This window comes from Arthrobacter sp. T572 (assembly GCF_056780115.1).
Window position 1 is genome coordinate 1895618 of sequence record NZ_JBRAZQ010000002.1, and the last position, 14418, is coordinate 1910035.

Consider the following 14418-nt stretch of genomic DNA (forward strand, 5'->3'; position numbering starts at 1 on the left):
TCCGGTGCATTGCAGCACTACGCCGTGGTTGCGGTTTACTTGGGGATAGACCACTACTAAGGAGACAACCCAATGTTTTTTGGGCGCGGTAAAAAGTCCAAGGCCGGGCAAGCGGAATCGTCTGCTGCTTCCGGGCAGGACGTTGTTGAAGCCTCGGACGCAATCCCCTCCGGCGAGGACGGGTCTCCCGCCAAGGGCGACCTCCGGCTGGCCAAGGGTCCTTGGGACATCGACGAAATCGAAGACCGTGACGGCTACGTGGACCTCGGCGCCCTGCTGATTGCACCCGCGGAAGGCCTGCAGTTGAGGCTCGAAGTTGAAGAAGCCACCCAACGGGTTGTTGCCGTCACCTTGGACCTTGCCGGCTCCAGCCTGCAGCTCCAGGCGTTCGCGGCACCGCGCTCCGAAGGGCTCTGGGAGGAAATCAGGGAGCAGATCGGCCAGTCGGTGGCCAGCCAGGGCGGCGAAACCGAGGAAATCTCCGGTCCTTTCGGAACGGAACTGGTGGCCAAGCTCCCCGCTGAAGCATCCGACGGCAGCCGTGGTTTCCGGGCGGCGCGCTTCATGGGAGTCGACGGTCCCCGGTGGTTCCTCCGCGGCGTCCTTGGGGGACAAGCGGCCCTGGACCGGGAGGCAGCAGCCGGTCTGGAGGAGCTCTTCCGCAGGGTGGTGGTGGTACGGGGCGACAACCCCATGCCTCCGCGCGAACTCCTGCAGTTGCGGCTGCCCAAGGATGCAGCGGTTCCAGGGCAGGGCGGGGCGCAGCAGTCCGCCCCGCCGCAGGATGAGGTCCCCTTGAAGCAGCCGGAGCGTGGCCCGGAGATTACCCAGATTGGCTGACAGTCCCTTGGGTCGCCGGCCCGGCGGCGGTGCCCATAACACGCGGGTGTCCGATCTTCCCGCCCGTGGACGCGCGTCATGCACCGGATTCATCGAGTCGGTGACCCACCAGCCACCCAGCGGCCAACCCTTCTTTTCGGCGATTGTCGTCGATGATCTGCAGCACAACGTCAGGCCGGCACCTGCCGGTACGGCAGCCAAAGGGCACCCCGCCCGGTTGCGGGTCATCTGGCTGGGCCGGAACCGCGTTCCCGGCATTGAAGCGGGGGTCCGGTTGAGCCTCAACGGCATGGTCACACGCTTGGAGGGACTGCCGGCCATGTTCAATCCCCGTTACGAAATTCTTTCCCGTCAGGAGCATTCATGACAGTGTCCGGTGGACCCAACCCCAAGGACGCAGGTCAGCCTGCACCGGAAGACACTAACCAGGAGAACGCCAACCGGGGCGTTCCGCGGGCGGACAACGGTCCGGCCCTGGTAGACCTTGCGGCCGGCTATGCCGAAAAAGCGGGCCTGCACCGCAACAGCGCCGGGCATGTGGACATGCTCAAGACCGCCGGCGGCGTCCAGGGCATTGCGGAAAGCATTCTTCCCGGCCTGGTATTCCTGGTGGCATTCACCATCGGCAGGGACCTCACAGTATCGCTTGTGGCTGCCCTCGTGGCAGCCGCCATTTTCACCGTGGTGCGACTCATACAGAAGCGGCCCCTGACCCAGGCGCTGGCCGGTGTGGTTGGAGTGGGCATCTCCGCGTGGCTGGCCAACACCACGGGCAAAGCCGAGGATTTCTACGTCCTGGGGTTCTTCACCAACATCGCCTACATCGCGGGCATGGTTCTGTCCATTGCCTTGAAGTGGCCGCTGGCCGGCCTCCTCTTCGGATTCGTGCGCAACGAGGGGCTGGAGTGGCGCAAAGACCCTGAGCGGCTGCGTGCCTACAAGCTGGGCACCTGGATCGTTGTCGGCGTCCTTGCCTTGCGCCTTCTGGTGCAGGTGCCGCTTTACTTCATGGGGGAAGCCGGATTGACGGCGCTTGCCACCACCCGCCTCCTGATGGGCGCGCCGCTCTATATCCTGGGCCTCTGGGTTGCCTGGCTTGTCACCAAGCCTGCGCCTCAGCCATCGAAACCGTCGTCGTCGACGCCCTGATCACTCAGGTCACCCGCGCTCTCGCGCGGTCCATGGCCCTCCATGGAAGCCGGTGAGAGCAGTGCACGCAGGCCGTCTTCGGCCGCAATGGTCGTGACGAAGAACAGTTCGTCGCCGCCGTCGAGCACGTCATCCCGGCTGGGAGTGATGGGCGCCTGGTCGCGGAGGATGGCCACCAGCGTCGCGTCCTCGGGCCAGTCGATGTCGCCCACCACCTGACCAATCACGTGCGAATCATGGGGCACGGTGAATTCGACGATCGACGCTACACCGGTCTGGAGCGTCAACAGGCGCACGATATCGCCGATTTCGACGGCTTCCTCCACGAGTGCCGTCATCAACTGCGGGGTGTTCACCGCGACGTCGACGCCCCATGAGTCGTTGAACATCCAGTCGTTCTTGGGGTTGTTGACCCGGCCCACCGTGCGTCCCACACCGAATTCCGTCTTGGCCAGGAGCGAGACCACCAGGTTGACTTTGTCGTCACCCGTGGCGGAAACCACGACGTCGGCATCCTCCAGGTTGGCGTCCTGCAGGGTGCTGAGTTCGCAGGCATCGCCCACCAGCCACCGGGCGCCACGGAGGCCGCTGCGGCCAATGACTTCCGGTTTCAAGTCAATGAGCAGGATCTGGTGGTTATGGGCCAGGAGTTCCCTGGCAATGGACGAGCCAACGCTGCCCGCGCCAACAATGACGACTTTCACTACATCTCCTTGGCGGGTGCTTTGGCGAGGATACGGCTGATTTCGGACGTCCGGTCCAGGCTCAGCATGGCGTGGACCGTGTCGCCTTCCTGGTACGCGGTTCCGGGGTGGGGGAGGACCCCTTCACCGAAGCGCGTCAGGAACGCGATCCTGATGCCGGCAGCTGCCTCAACGGAGCTGAGGAGGTGGCCGATCCATCCTTCGTGGAGTTCCACTTCGGCCAGGACCAACCGGCCGGAGGGTTCCCGGTAGTCGCCGGCCAGATGCTGCTCGGGAAGGATGCGGCGCAGCACTTGATCCGCGCTCCACCGAACGGCGGCAACCGTGGGGATCCCCAGCCGCTGGTAGATCTCCGCCCGTCCGGGGTCGTAGATGCGGGCAACGACGTGGGCCACATGGAAGGTCTCGCGGGCCACTCGGGTGGCCAGGATGTTGGAGTTGTCACCGCTGGACACCGCGGCGAAAGCGTAGGCTTCCTCGACGCCCGCCTGCTTCAGGGTCTCCCGGTCGAAGCCGATGCCCGTGACTTTGCGTCCCGTGAAGGTGTGGCGCAACCGGCGGAAGGCCCGTTCATCCTGGTCGATAATGGCCACGGAGTGGCCGGCGTCTTCCAGGGTGTGTGCAAGGGTTGCGCCAACACGGCCGCAACCCATGATCACGAAGTGGGCCACCGTGTCTCCTTATGTATGTTGTCGATCCCGCTGCGTAAGACTTTACCTGTGGCCGGTGGTGAGCGCGCGGACTGCCGTCATGACATCCCCGGGGATTCAGAGTAGCTTTGCGGAGTGCTGACAATTCTGAATGCCGCCAAGCGGGTTTTGGTGGGCCGGCCGTTCCGGAACGACCGGCTGTCCCATACCCTCCTGCCCAAGCGCATCGCACTGCCGATCTTCGCCTCCGACGCGTTGTCGTCCGTCGCCTATGCTCCGGATGAAATCCTCCTGACGCTCGCGCTGGCCGGGGTCAGCGCCGTGGCCTTCTCGCCGTGGGTCGGTATTGCCGTCATGGTGGTCTTGCTCACAGTGGTGGCCTCTTACCGCCAGAACGTCCACGCGTACCCTTCGGGCGGCGGGGACTATGAGATCGCCAGCGTCAACCTCGGAAAGTACGCCGGCCTGACGGTGGCTTCGGCCCTCCTGGTGGACTACGTGCTGACGGTCGCCGTGTCCATGTCTTCCGCAGCCACCTATCTCACCACCGCTGTTCCGTCCCTCCACGGGCAGCAGGCACTCATTGCCACAATCGGCGTGGTCATCCTGGCACTTGTCAACCTGCGCGGGGTCAAGGAAGCAGGCACGCTCTTCGCTGTCCCCACCTACATTTTCATGGCCTCCATCCTGGGCATGACCGCGGTGGGCATCTACCAGGCGGCCACCGGGCAACTGGGTGAGGCGGCGTCAGCGAACTTCACCATCGTGCCGGAGGAAGGCTTTGGCGAAGGGCTGGTGGGCCTGGCCGGCGCGTTCCTCCTGCTCCGCGCGTTCTCGTCGGGCGCCGCCGCGTTGACGGGTGTCGAAGCCATCAGCAACGGCGTGCCGAACTTCCGCAAGCCCAAGAGTAAGAACGCTGCCACCACCTTGCTCCTGCTGGGTGTCATTGCCGCGTCCATGCTGGCCGGCATCCTTTACCTTGCAAATGCCACCAAAGTCCACATTGTGCTTGATCCCGCCACCGAATTCCTGGTGGACGGAAAGCCGTTGCCGGAGGACTACATCCAGAACCCTGCCATCAGCCAGATTGCGGACACCATCTTCGGCGCCGGTTCCATTCCGTTCTACATTGTGGTGGCGGCGACGGGCACCATCCTCGTCTTCGCGTCCAACACCGCTTTCAACGGCTTCCCGGTCCTGGGGTCCATCCTGGCGCAGGACGGGTACCTTCCCCGCCAGTTGCGGACCAGGGGTGACCGGCTGGCCTTCAGCAACGGTGTGCTGGCACTGGCAGCTGGAGCCCTGGTCCTCATCCTGTCCTTCGACGCGGATGTCACCAAGCTGATCCAGCTCTACATCGTCGGCGTCTTCATCTCCTTTACGGCAAGCCAGCTCGGGATGATCCGGCACTGGGGAAGGGAACTGAAACTCGCCCGGGAAAAGGCTGCACGCCGCCGGATCATCAAGTCCCGCACCATCAACATGGTGGGCTTCGGCATGACCGCGCTGGTGCTGGTGATCGTGCTCATCACCAAGTTCGAACAGGGCGCCTGGATCGCCCTCCTGGCCATGTTGGTGCTCTTCCTGATCATGTGGAGCATCCGCGCGCATTACGACAACGTGGCCAAGGAGCTCGCCGTGGATGAGGACTCCTCGCCCCGGGCCCTTCCCACCCGGGTCCACGCAGTCCTCCTGGTCTCACACGTCCGCAAACCCGTGCTCCGGGCACTGGCCTATGCGCGGGCTTCCCGTCCATCACGCCTGGATGCCATCACCGTGGACATCAACCCGGAGGAGACGGAGCACACGGTCCGGGACTGGGAGAAGCTGGAAATTCCTGTACCGTTGACGGTTCTGGCCAGCCCTTACCGTGAGACCGTGACGCCCATCATGGAATACATCAAGAACATGCGGCGCGACTCACCCCGCGACCTGATCGTGGTGTACATCCCCGAATACGTCGTGGGCAAGTGGTGGGAGCAGTTGGTCCACAACCAGACAGCACTCCGCATTAAAACGAGGCTCCACTTTGAGCCAGGCGTGATGGTTGCCAGCGTTCCGTGGCAGCTCAAATCGTCCGAAGAAGCAAAGGCACTGCAGGATACACAATGACTTCCAACAGCATTTCCGCCACCGGGCCCGTGGCTCCTGACGCTACGGGCAGCGAACTCGTGGTGGACGTCGGGCCCGTCGCCCACGGCGGCCACTTCGTGGCGCGCCACGAAGGCCGCGTCATCTTCGTCCGGCACGGCATCCCGGGGGAGAAGGTCCGCGTCCGTCTGACGGACGCCGGTGAGTCGTCGCGCTTCTGGCGTGCCGACGTCGTCGAGGTCCTGGAAGCCTCGCCCGACCGCGTACCGCACTTTTGGAAGCCCGCCGATTCTCCCGCATCATGGCGCCGGGGCACACCTCCGGTGGGCGGCGCGGAACTCGGACACATCACGCTGGACCGGCAGCGGGCCCTGAAGGCCGAAGTCCTTGCCGAACAGCTGAAACGCCTGGCCGGCCTCGACCTCGCCACCGTCGTGGAACCGGTGGGATCCGACGACGACGGCGGGCTCGGTTGGCGTACGCGCGCGGGCTTTGCGGTGGCGCCGGGCGGGCGGCTCGGGATGCATGCCCACCGCTCCGATGTGGTGGTTCCCATCAAGGAGATGCCGCTTGCCCTTGCAGGTATCAACCACTTGGCCCTCTGGGACGTCAATCTGAGCGGAATTGCCCGCGTGGAAGTAGCAGTCCCCGCCAATGGTTCGCGGCCGTTGGTCCTGCTTGCACCGGAAGAAGGGACCACGCCCAAGAGGCTGCACAGTATCCTCTCGCACCTTCCCCACGATGTGTCAGTGGCGAGCTTCGATCCCGGCACTGGCCAGGTGCTGCAGCTGCGGGGGCGGACCTGGGTGCAGGAGACCGCCGCAGGGCATGACTACAGGGTCACTGGTGAAGGGTTCTGGCAGATCCACAAGGATGCACCGGACACCCTGGTCGGGGCGGTGACCGGGTATCTGGCCGGCGGTGGCTACCTGCATCCGGGCTCCTCGGTGGCCGACCTCTACGCCGGTGCCGGGCTGTTCACCGCTCCGCTGGCGGATGCCGTGGGAGTCACCGGCTCGGTGCTGTCGGTGGAGGGTGCTCCCGGCACCAGCCGCGACGCGCGGAAAAACCTCCACGGGCAAGCCCACGTGGAGATCGTGCAGGGGCGGGTGGAGCGCGTGTTGCACCAGCGCCCGCGTGCCTTCGATTCCCTGGTGCTGGATCCGCCGCGAGCCGGTGCGGGCAAGGCCGTGGTGAAGCAGCTGATGGCTTCCGGTCCCCGCGCGATCGCGTATGTGTCGTGCGACCCGGCATCTTTTGCACGTGATCTGGGCTACTTCCACAACGGGGGCTGGCGCCTGGAGTCCCTGCGGGCCTTTGATCTCTACCCGCATACCCACCACCTGGAAACCGTAGGTCTGCTGGTTCCCGGACGTTAGGGGAGAGTGCCCCACCTGCCCTGCACGCCGCGGACTGCGGGGCAGGAGGCCGAAAAGTGACCGATGCCACTACGATGGGCGTAGTAGTCCCGCTCCGCGATCATGTTGCTGTGTGCCGGGATGACCAACAAAGAGTGCCGCCCGGCTAAGTAAGGTGCGCCTAACTGGCTAGCGGCCAACCACGCGACAAAGATGAAACTGTTGCGAGAGGAGTCCTGCCATGAGCACTGTGGACAGCTTCGGTTCCAAAGGCGTACTGAATGTAGCCGGCACCGATTATGAAATTTTCCGGTTGAACTCCGTTGAAGGCGCAGACAGCCTTCCGTTCAGCCTCAAGGTATTGCTTGAAAACCTCCTGCGGACCGAAGATGGTGCCAATATTACGGCTGACCACGTCCGCGCCCTGGCCGGTTGGGACCCCAATGCGGAGCCCGATACCGAAATCCAGTTCACCCCGGCACGCGTCATCATGCAGGACTTCACCGGTGTGCCCTGCGTCGTGGACCTTGCCACCATGCGCGAGGCCGTCAAGGAACTCGGCGGCGACCCCAAGCGCGTCAATCCGCTGGCACCTGCCGAAATGGTCATCGACCACTCCGTCCAGATCGACGCCTTCGGCAACGCCGGCGCCCTGGAACGCAACATGGAGATCGAATACCAGCGCAACGGTGAGCGTTACCAGTTCCTGCGCTGGGGCCAGACCGCATTCGACGACTTCAAGGTAGTTCCCCCGGGAACCGGCATCGTCCACCAGGTCAACATCGAATACCTGGCCCGCACCGTCATGACCCGCGAGGTTGACGGTGTGCTGCGCGCCTACCCGGACACCTGTGTTGGTACCGACTCCCACACCACCATGGTCAACGGCCTGGGCGTGCTCGGCTGGGGCGTCGGCGGCATCGAAGCCGAGGCCGCCATGCTCGGCCAGCCGGTCTCCATGCTGATTCCGCGCGTCGTGGGCTTCAAGCTCAGCGGCAGCATCCCTGCCGGTGCCACCGCAACGGACGTCGTGCTGACCATCACTGAAATGCTGCGCAAGCACGGTGTCGTGGGCAAGTTCGTGGAATTCTACGGCGAGGGCGTAGCGGCTGTGCCGCTGGCCAACCGCGCCACCATCGGCAACATGAGCCCCGAGTTCGGCTCCACGGCCGCCATGTTCCCGATCGACGACGTCACCCTTGACTACCTGCGCCTGACCGGCCGTTCCGAAGAGAACCTTGCCCTGGTCGAGGCCTACTCCAAGGAGCAGGGTCTCTGGCACGATCCTTCCCGTGAACTGCGCTTCTCCGAGTTCCTGGAACTGGACCTCTCCACGGTGGTGCCGTCCATTTCCGGTCCGAAGCGTCCCCAGGACCGCATCGAGCTCACCGACGCCAAGGAGCAGTTCCGCAAGGACATCCACAACTACGTCGCCATCGAAGACGGCAGCGTGGACGAGGCCCTCGACGAGTCCTTCCCGGCCTCCGACGCCCCGTCCTTCACGCACGCGGATTCGCACATCACGGAAACCGCCCGTGTTGCGTCGGCAGCCAACGGTTCGCACGGACGTCCGTCCGCGCCGGTCCACGTCAAGACCGCCGATGGCCGCGAGTTCGAACTCGATCACGGCGCGGTGTCCATTGCGTCGATCACCTCGTGCACCAACACGTCCAACCCCTCGGTAATGCTGGCCGCAGCCCTGCTGGCACGCAACGCCGTCAACAAGGGCCTGACGTCCAAGCCGTGGGTCAAGACCTCCGTTGCCCCGGGCTCCAAGGTCGTCACCGACTACTACGAAAAGTCCGGCCTGACCCCGTACCTGGAGAAGCTCGGCTTCTACATCGTCGGCTATGGCTGTGCAACGTGTATCGGCAACTCCGGTCCGCTGGAGCAGGAGATCTCCGAGGCCATCCAGGCCAACGACCTCTCCGTCACCGCCGTGCTTTCGGGCAACCGCAACTTTGAAGGCCGCATCAACCCGGACGTCAAGATGAACTACCTGGCATCCCCGCCGTTGGTCATCGCCTACGCCCTGGCCGGTTCCATGGACTTCAACTTCGACACCGATGCCCTGGGCACCGACTCCGAGGGCAACGAGGTCTTCCTTAAGGACATCTGGCCCAACCCCACCGAGGTCCAGGAAGTCATCGACTCCTCGATTGACGAAGGAATGTTCGCCAAGGGCTACGAAGGCGTCTTTGACGGCGACGAGCGCTGGCAGGCACTGGACACCCCGGCCGGCGACACCTTCGCCTGGGACCAGGACTCAACCTACGTCCGGAAGCCCCCATACTTCGAGGGCATGAAGGCCCAGCCGGATCCCGTCAAGGACATCCAGGGCGCACGCGTGCTCCTCAAGCTGGGCGATTCCGTGACCACGGACCACATCTCACCGGCAGGCTCCTTCAAGTCGGACACCCCGGCCGGCCAGTACCTGCTGGCCAACGGCGTGGAGCGCAAGGACTTCAACTCCTACGGCTCGCGCCGTGGCAACCACGAAGTCATGATCCGCGGTACGTTCGCCAACATCCGTATCAAGAACCAGCTCCTGGACGGCGTTGAGGGTGGCTTCACCCGCGACTTTACCCAGGAAGGCGGACCCCAGGCCTACGTTTACGACGCAGCCCAGAACTACCAGGCTGCAGGAACCCCGCTGGTCGTCCTGGCGGGCAAGGAATACGGCTCCGGTTCTTCGCGTGACTGGGCTGCCAAGGGCACCGCACTCCTGGGCGTCAAGGCCGTCATCGCCGAAAGCTACGAGCGCATCCACCGCTCCAACCTGATCGGCATGGGCGTCCTTCCGCTGCAGTTCCCGGCGGGCGAATCGGCAGCCACCCTCGGCCTGACCGGCACGGAGACCTTCTCCGTGGAGGGCGTCACCGAGCTGAACAACGGCACCACGCCCAAGACCCTGAAGGTCACGGCAACTGCCGAGGACGGAACGGCCAAGTCCTTCGACGCCGTTCTGCGCATCGATACCCCGGGTGAAGCGGACTACTACCGCAACGGTGGCATCCTGCAGTACGTCCTGCGTCAGATCTCCGCCTAAGGGGACCTGGCTCCCTGGATGAGCTGAAGGTGGCCTGAGACCACCCCTGCAGCCCCGGCTGGTCACACGACCGGCCGGGGCTGCACGCTTTCACGGCCACGTCGCCCCGGAAACGCGCGCCCGGCCAACGCGCTAAAGTTAACAAGCACGTCCACCACCGTAAGGAGCGCCGTTGGGACTCTTGGAAACCATCAAGGATCCACAGGACCTGGCCACACTGACTGACGAACAGTTGGAAACACTGGCCGGGGAAATCAGGAACTTCCTGATCACCAACGTGGCCGCCACGGGTGGACACCTTGGGCCCAACCTCGGCGTCGTGGAACTTACCCTTGCCGTGCACAGGAGCTTTGACTCGCCCCGCGACAGTGTCGTCTTCGATACCGGGCACCAGTCCTACGTTCACAAGCTCCTGACCGGGCGCCAGGACTTCGCGACGCTGCGCCAGCAGGGCGGCCTCTCCGGTTACCCTGACCGTGGCGAGTCCGTCCACGACATCGTGGAGAGTTCCCACGCATCGTCGTCACTGTCGTGGGCTGACGGGATCTCCCGGGCCAGGCAGCTCACCGGCGAAGGCGACCGCTTCGTCGTCGCGGTTGTCGGCGACGGCGCCCTCACCGGCGGCATGACCTGGGAAGCGATCAACAACATCGCAGCGGACAAGAAGCGCCGTGTGGTGATCGTGGTCAACGACAACGGCCGTTCCTACGCCCCTACCGTGGGAGGCCTTGCAGACTATCTTGCGTCCCTGCGTCCCACCATTGATTCCCTCCGGACCGCACCAGCGTATGAGGGCATGCTCGACTGGTGGAAGAAGAAGCTCCAGAACGGCGGTCCCGCGGGCCAGTTCACGTACAAGAGCCTTCACGCCATGAAGAAGGGCATCAAGGACTGGTGGGCGCCCCAAGGCATGTTCGAAGACCTGGGCATGAAGTACATCGGCCCCGTGGACGGGCATAACCTGCAGGCCATGGAACACGCCCTGAGTACCGCCAAGGCCTACGGCGGCCCCGTGATCGTGCATGCCATGACGGAGAAGGGTCACGGTTACGCACCCGCGCTGGCCAACGAAGCCGACCAGTTCCATGCCGTGGGAATCATCGATCCGGAAACCGGCGAGCCCACGGAAATGCCCGGAGCCCGCTCCTGGACGTCTGTCTTTGCCGAGGAAATCGCCGACATCGCCGATGAACGGACCGACATCGTGGGGATCACCGGCGCCATGTTGATTCCTGTCGGCCTCCACAAATTCGCCGAACGCCACCCCGAACGGGTTATTGACGTCGGCATCGCCGAGCAGCATGCGCTCACCTCGGCAGCGGGCATGGCCTACGGCGGCCTGCATCCGGTGGTCGCGGTCTATGCGACCTTCCTCAACCGCGCCTTCGACCAGCTCCTCATGGACGTTGCCCTGCACAAGGCGGGCGTCACCATTGTTCTCGACCGGGCCGGTGTTACGGGTCCGGACGGTCCCAGCCACCATGGCATGTGGGACATGGCCATGGTCCAGATCGTTCCCGGCCTGCACCTGGCTGCGCCCCGTGACGCCACGCGCCTGCGGGAGGAACTGCGGGAGGCTGTCGCCATCAACGATGCCCCCACCGTGGTCCGGTTCTCCAAGGGCAGTGTCGGTACCGAGATTGAAGCCCTCGAACGCCTCCACGACGGCGTGGATGTCCTGGCGCGCCGTCCGGAAGGGTCCACCGAGAATGATGTCCTGATCGTCAGCGTGGGCGCCATGTCCGAGCTGGCGCTGGACGTCGCGGACAGGCTCGGCGCCCAGGGGATCAGTTCCACCGTGGTGGATCCGCGCTGGGTCCTGCCCGTCAGGAAATCCATTGTTGCGCTGGCCGCACGGCATCGCCTGGTGATCTGCATCGAGGATGGCGTCCGGGCCGGCGGCGTCGGGTCCCGGATCCGCCAGGAAATGCGGGCCGCAGGTGTGGACACCGCCCTCAACGAAGTCGGTTTGCCGGTTGAGTTCCTCGTCCATGGCTCCCGGAGCCAGGTTCTGGAGCGCGTGGGGCTGACAGCCCAGAAGATTGCACACGACGTCGTAGCCCAGGTTTTGGGAACGAAGGTGCCCTTTGCCAGGCCCCTCCCCGGGCAGGAGCATCCCACCACCGGCAGTCTGCCCACGTTGTGACGGCCGACCGCGCACCGGGCATTCTGCAGCCCGGCGACCTTGTGGTGGCCCGGAACCGTAAGTGGGATGGCAGGGCGCACTGGGTAGTCCCCGGGCGCTACCTTGGTGAGGATATCCACGGTTGGTGGATCTTCCAGGGCGCAGGAGAGTTCTGTTCCCGTCCGGGTGCCGCTTTTTATACGGCGTCGGACTGCGTCCTGCTGGTACCCCGGCAGGGGGAGTTCGTGGCCACGTTCTACGATGACTCCTACCCGGGCGACTACCGGATCTACGTAGACCTCGCCACGGCACATGGCTGGAACAGCGTCCGTCCAGGAGTCACGGAGTTCCACATGATTGACATGGACCTGGACGTCATCCGTTCCACAACCCACGGCGTATTTGTTGACGACGAAGACGAATTTGAAGAGCACTCCCGCACCATGGCGTATCCGGACGATATGGTGCGCAGCATGCGGGCAGAGTGTGCCGGCCTCCTGGACGCTGTCCAGGCCAAGGCGGCGCCCTTTGACGTTTCCGGGACCAGCACCAGCGCCGAATGGCTGAGGAAAGGACGGACATGAGCGGGATCATCCGTATGTACAAACGGGATGGGGAGGGGGTCCTCCACTTCCGGGAAGCCTGGTTCGACGACGCAGACCAGCATTTCGTCATCAATTACGGTGTGGTGGGGCACCAAAGCACCACTGACGCCGCTGCCGTGGAGGAAGGCACCTCTGCCGAGGGCCTCCTTGCTGCCTTCGAAGCCCAGTGCGAGGAAGACGGCTACACGGTCATTCCAGACTCCGAACAGTTCAGGGTGGTCGCCCAGTTCGCGCTGAAGAGCAAGGACGGCACGGAACGGGACCGGCACTTGGAACAGAAGGCCAAGGAGGTCATCACAGCGGAGCTTGCGTGGCGCGGACTGGGTGTCGTGGAGGGTTCCGGCATGGGGAATTCACGCTTGAATATCTTCTGTCTGTGCCCGGACGTGAACAAGGCCGTCAACGCGATCAAGGTCTGTGCGCGCGCTGAGGACCTGGACTTTACCAAGCTCACGATCGCTGCTGCCCCGGCGTCCGATCCGGACGCCTTCAAGGTCAAACACTCGCCCCGGCAGGGTGGGGGCTTTACTCTCTAAGTACCACCTTACGCAGCCAGGAGGGAACTGCCATGTCTTCCAAGAGCAATTGGCCCGGGCACACACCGCTTCCCAAGGGACTCGCCGCGCCGGCCAGACGCGCCCTCGCACACGAAGGAATAGAGACTCTGGAGCAGTTGGCCGAGTTCGGTGAGCTCAAGGCATCCAGGCTTCACGGACTGGGGCCGGTGGCCATAGCGCAACTGGAGGACGCCATGGAAGAATCCGGGATTTCCTACCTGCCCCGGTGAGGCCGCAGTTCGTTGCCCTGGGTGACTATCGACCGCTGAGTGCGCTGTAGGCTGGCTGCATGACTGAATATCGACGCCTTGGACACTCAGGCCTCACGGTCTCAGCTGTCGGGCTGGGCTGCAACAACCTTGGCCGGGCCAACACGCCGACCGAAACCCAGGAGGCAACCGATGCCGTGGTCCATGCCGCGATCGATGCCGGTGTGACCTTCTTCGATGTCGCCGATGTCTATGGCCGTGAGCCTGGGCTGAGCGAGATCATGCTGGGCAAGGCGCTTCATGGCAGGCGCGATGACGTGGTGATCGGTACGAAGTTCGGTATGGATATGCATGGTGCCAACGGCAAGGATTTTGGGGCGCGCGGCTCCCGCCGTTACATCATCCAATCCGTGGAAGCGTCGCTGCGCCGCCTGGACACCGAATGGATTGATCTCTACCAGTTCCACACCCCGGACCCCCTGACGCCGATCGATGAGACCCTGGCGGCCCTCGACGACCTGGTGCGCAGCGGAAAAGTCCGGTACATCGGACACTCGAATTTTGCAGGATGGCAGATCGCGGAAGCGGAGTACGTTGCCAGGCAGTTGGGTGGTGCGCGGTTCGTCTCGACCCAGAACCACTACAACCTGCTGGACCGCCGGGCCGAACTCGAAGTGATTCCGGCTGCCGGGGCGTTCTCCCTGGGCGTGCTACCGTACTTCCCCCTGGCCAATGGCCTCCTCACGGGCAAGTATTCCGCCGGCCATGCTCCGGAAGGCACCCGGTTGAGCCATACACGCACCCATCTGGTGGATGATGCCGACTGGGCGCAGTTGGGCAAGTTCGGACAGTTCGCCAAGGAACGCGGCATCACGGAACTGCAGTTGGCGTTCTCCTGGCTTGCCGCCCAGCCAGGCGTCAGCAGTGTCATTGCCGGGGCAACGAGTCCCGGACAGATCCGGGAGAACGCAGAAGCTGTGTGCTGGGTTCCCACCAAGGCCGACCGCGATGAACTGGACGGGATCTTCCCGAAGGCGGCCAAGGTCGCCCTGTTCTAGTTTCCTTCTCCACCAGGCACCAG

General features: G+C 64.3%; 13 protein-coding genes. 11 read left to right on the forward strand and 2 right to left on the reverse strand.

All coding sequences use genetic code 11. The features are described 5' to 3' along the window. Positions 1 to 72: 72 nt before the first annotated feature. From ACUYMZ_RS09920 to ACUYMZ_RS09930, 3 genes are read left to right on the forward strand one after another with little or no spacing between them, the layout of a single operon-like run. The gene (locus tag ACUYMZ_RS09920) at positions 73 to 840 is read left to right on the forward strand and encodes a DUF3710 domain-containing protein (protein ID WP_426007100.1); all 768 of its coding nucleotides are present in this window, start codon (positions 73 to 75) and stop codon (positions 838 to 840) included. Further along, the gene (locus ACUYMZ_RS09925; RefSeq protein ID WP_481603037.1) at positions 833 to 1207 is read left to right on the forward strand and encodes a hypothetical protein; all 375 of its coding nucleotides are present in this window, start codon (positions 833 to 835) and stop codon (positions 1205 to 1207) included. Before ACUYMZ_RS09920 ends, ACUYMZ_RS09925 begins: the two co-directional genes overlap by 8 nt. Beyond that, on the forward strand, positions 1204 to 1989 hold the full coding sequence (locus ACUYMZ_RS09930) for a DUF3159 domain-containing protein (RefSeq protein ID WP_481603039.1): 786 nt from the start codon (positions 1204 to 1206) through the stop codon (positions 1987 to 1989). The genes ACUYMZ_RS09925 and ACUYMZ_RS09930 overlap by 4 nt, the downstream gene beginning before the upstream one ends. Here ACUYMZ_RS09930 and ACUYMZ_RS09935 read toward each other — a convergent pair. Beyond that, positions 1956 to 2693, reverse strand: coding sequence for a potassium channel family protein (locus ACUYMZ_RS09935; RefSeq protein ID WP_426007104.1), 738 nt, complete (start codon positions 2691 to 2693; stop codon positions 1956 to 1958). The genes ACUYMZ_RS09930 and ACUYMZ_RS09935 overlap by 34 nt on opposite strands. After that, positions 2693 to 3364: a potassium channel family protein gene (locus ACUYMZ_RS09940; protein ID WP_426007105.1), complete on the reverse strand. Its 672-nt coding sequence runs from the start codon at positions 3362 to 3364 to the stop codon at positions 2693 to 2695. Before ACUYMZ_RS09940 ends, ACUYMZ_RS09935 begins: the two co-directional genes overlap by 1 nt. A 114-nt stretch (positions 3365 to 3478) precedes the next feature. On the opposite strand from ACUYMZ_RS09940, the gene ACUYMZ_RS09945 reads away from it, so the two are divergent. The 8 genes from ACUYMZ_RS09945 to ACUYMZ_RS09980 all read left to right on the forward strand — a co-directional run bounded on the left by ACUYMZ_RS09945 (position 3479) and on the right by ACUYMZ_RS09980 (position 14395). After that, a complete protein-coding gene (locus ACUYMZ_RS09945; protein ID WP_481603041.1) occupies positions 3479 to 5455 on the forward strand; it encodes an APC family permease in 1977 nt (658 codons plus the stop codon). After that, positions 5452 to 6813, forward strand: a complete 1362-nt coding sequence (locus tag ACUYMZ_RS09950) for a class I SAM-dependent RNA methyltransferase (RefSeq protein WP_481603043.1) — start codon at positions 5452 to 5454, stop codon at positions 6811 to 6813. The genes ACUYMZ_RS09945 and ACUYMZ_RS09950 overlap by 4 nt, the downstream gene beginning before the upstream one ends. Positions 6814 to 7033: 220 nt before the next feature. After that, positions 7034 to 9841 (forward strand): aconitate hydratase, encoded by a 2808-nt coding sequence (locus ACUYMZ_RS09955; protein ID WP_481603045.1) that lies wholly within the window; start codon positions 7034 to 7036, stop codon positions 9839 to 9841. A gap of 172 nt (positions 9842 to 10013) precedes the next feature. After that, entirely contained in the window at positions 10014 to 11987 is a 1974-nt protein-coding gene (gene dxs / locus ACUYMZ_RS09960) for a 1-deoxy-D-xylulose-5-phosphate synthase (protein ID WP_481603048.1), read from the forward strand. Further along, on the forward strand, positions 11984 to 12550 hold the full coding sequence (locus ACUYMZ_RS09965; RefSeq protein ID WP_481603050.1) for a DUF402 domain-containing protein: 567 nt from the start codon (positions 11984 to 11986) through the stop codon (positions 12548 to 12550). The genes dxs and ACUYMZ_RS09965 overlap by 4 nt, the downstream gene beginning before the upstream one ends. Continuing rightward, a complete protein-coding gene (locus tag ACUYMZ_RS09970) occupies positions 12547 to 13107 on the forward strand; it encodes a hypothetical protein (protein WP_481603052.1) in 561 nt (186 codons plus the stop codon). The genes ACUYMZ_RS09965 and ACUYMZ_RS09970 overlap by 4 nt, the downstream gene beginning before the upstream one ends. A 32-nt stretch (positions 13108 to 13139) precedes the next feature. Further along, on the forward strand, positions 13140 to 13358 hold the full coding sequence (locus ACUYMZ_RS09975) for a helix-hairpin-helix domain-containing protein (RefSeq protein WP_426007112.1): 219 nt from the start codon (positions 13140 to 13142) through the stop codon (positions 13356 to 13358). 59 nt (positions 13359 to 13417) lie between these two features. Beyond that, entirely contained in the window at positions 13418 to 14395 is a 978-nt protein-coding gene (locus ACUYMZ_RS09980) for an aldo/keto reductase (RefSeq protein ID WP_481603055.1), read from the forward strand. Positions 14396 to 14418: the final 23 nt, after the last annotated feature.

Coding starts and splice junctions, on each gene's coding strand:
- ACUYMZ_RS09920 (WP_426007100.1), top strand. CDS start 73: ATGTTTTTTGGGCGCGGTAAAAAGTCCAAGGCCGGGCAAGCGGAATCG.
- ACUYMZ_RS09930 (WP_481603039.1), top strand. CDS start 1,204: ATGACAGTGTCCGGTGGACCCAACCCCAAGGACGCAGGTCAGCCTGCA.
- ACUYMZ_RS09950 (WP_481603043.1), top strand. CDS start 5,452: ATGACTTCCAACAGCATTTCCGCCACCGGGCCCGTGGCTCCTGACGCT.
- ACUYMZ_RS09955 (WP_481603045.1), top strand. CDS start 7,034: ATGAGCACTGTGGACAGCTTCGGTTCCAAAGGCGTACTGAATGTAGCC.
- ACUYMZ_RS09970 (WP_481603052.1), top strand. CDS start 12,547: ATGAGCGGGATCATCCGTATGTACAAACGGGATGGGGAGGGGGTCCTC.
- ACUYMZ_RS09975 (WP_426007112.1), top strand. CDS start 13,140: ATGTCTTCCAAGAGCAATTGGCCCGGGCACACACCGCTTCCCAAGGGA.
- ACUYMZ_RS09980 (WP_481603055.1), top strand. CDS start 13,418: ATGACTGAATATCGACGCCTTGGACACTCAGGCCTCACGGTCTCAGCT.